General features: G+C 69.2%; 1 protein-coding gene. It reads right to left on the bottom strand.

The window, feature by feature from the left end; all coding sequences use genetic code 11:
• Positions 1-23: 23 nt before the first annotated feature.
• The gene (locus tag BM290_RS46930) at positions 24-1,229 is read right to left on the bottom strand and encodes an IS110 family RNA-guided transposase (protein WP_143134234.1); all 1,206 of its coding nucleotides are present in this window, start codon (positions 1,227-1,229) and stop codon (positions 24-26) included.
• Positions 1,230-1,465 lie beyond the last annotated feature (236 nt).

Here is a 1,465-nt window from a genome sequence, read left to right as displayed (position 1 = left end):
GGGGGGTGTCCCTATGGGTTCTGTCAAGCGGCGAGGGCGAGGTTCTCTGCCGGTTTGTGCTGGTAGGGGGTCCGGGTGCGGAGCATGGCGTGCAGGACGTCGACGCGGCGTCGGGCGAGGCAGATGAGGGCGGCATTGTGTTTCTTGCCCTCGGCTCTCTTGCGGTCGTAGTAGGCGCGGCTGAGCGGGTCGGACAGGGCTGCGAACGCGGACAGGAAGAACGCGCGTTTGAGCTGCTTGTTGCCGCCTTTGGGTGGGTGTTCGCCGCGGATGCTGGTGCCTGAGCGGCGAGTCACCGGGGCCAGGCCGGCGTAGGCAGCCAGGTGGCCGGAGGTCGGGAACGCGGCGACGTCGCCGACTTCGAGCAGGATCCGGGCTGCGGTCCTGACCCCGACACCGGGCATCGAGATCAGGACCGGGGAAAGAGGGTGCGCATCAAGCATCTCCTCCACCTGGACAGCGACTTGATCACGCTGTCTCAGCAGCCCCATCAGGCTGTCCGCCAGCCTCGGCAGGATGGTCTCGGCCGCGGTGGTGCCGGGAACGACGACGGTCTGAGTGTCCAGAGCGGTGAAGATCTGCTCGACCAGGCGGGCGCCCATGCGTGGAGCTCGCGGGTTGACGACCTCGGTGAGTTTCGACCGGCCGGTCCTGCGCAACCCGGCCGGGCCACCACACCGCGACAACGCCTCCAACACGGCCGGATGCTGCACCTTCGGCCCGAGCACACGTTCCAGCGGTGGGTGGATCTGGGTGAGCAGGCCACGGATGCGGTTGGCGATGCGGGTGACCTCACCGGCGAGGTCGTCGTCGTAGCCGACCAGCACCTCCAGCTCGGCGAGGGTGTCATCGCCGGTGTCGACCCGGCGCAGCGTGTGCGGCAACGTGCGGGCCGCGTCAGCGATCACGAAGGCGTCACGGGCGTCGGTCTTCGCGGTGCCCGGGTGCAGGTCAGCGAGCCGCCGCATGACCAGGCCGGGCAGGTAGGCGACCTGGTGCCCGCACGCCCGGGCGACTGCCACCGGGAGGGCACCGATCGAGGCGGGCTGGTCGACCACCACCAGGATCCGGCCGTGCCGGCCGAGTTTGTCGAACAGTTTGCGCAGCCCGGCCTCGGTGTTGGGCAGTGCTGCGTCGTGCAGCCGCTTACCCGCCGGGGCCAACCCGACCGCGTGATGGTCGCTCTTGCCGACATCCAGGCCCAGGAACACGCCGTACTCGTCGCTCACGCCTCGCCTCCCACCGTCTACCGTGGCTCGGCCGCTGGTCAGAGCGTCGGACTGCCGGCAGCCACGTTACGGAGAGACCTACCCATGAGGGGTGGCCGGGTCCCTATCAGCGGTCCGCCGACGCCACCCGGTCCGGCGACAACACCCCCCGGATCATGCGTACGACAGGGGCGGTAAGTCATACCGGACCGAGCGACCGAGCAGTCCCCATCGGGGACGATCAAAAAGGTAACGGG

Origin of the sequence: Actinoplanes philippinensis (assembly GCF_900113015.1) — a bacterium.
Lineage (GTDB): Bacteria > Actinomycetota > Actinomycetes > Mycobacteriales > Micromonosporaceae > Actinoplanes > Actinoplanes philippinensis.
This window is presented reverse-complemented; position numbering and strand designations above follow the sequence as displayed.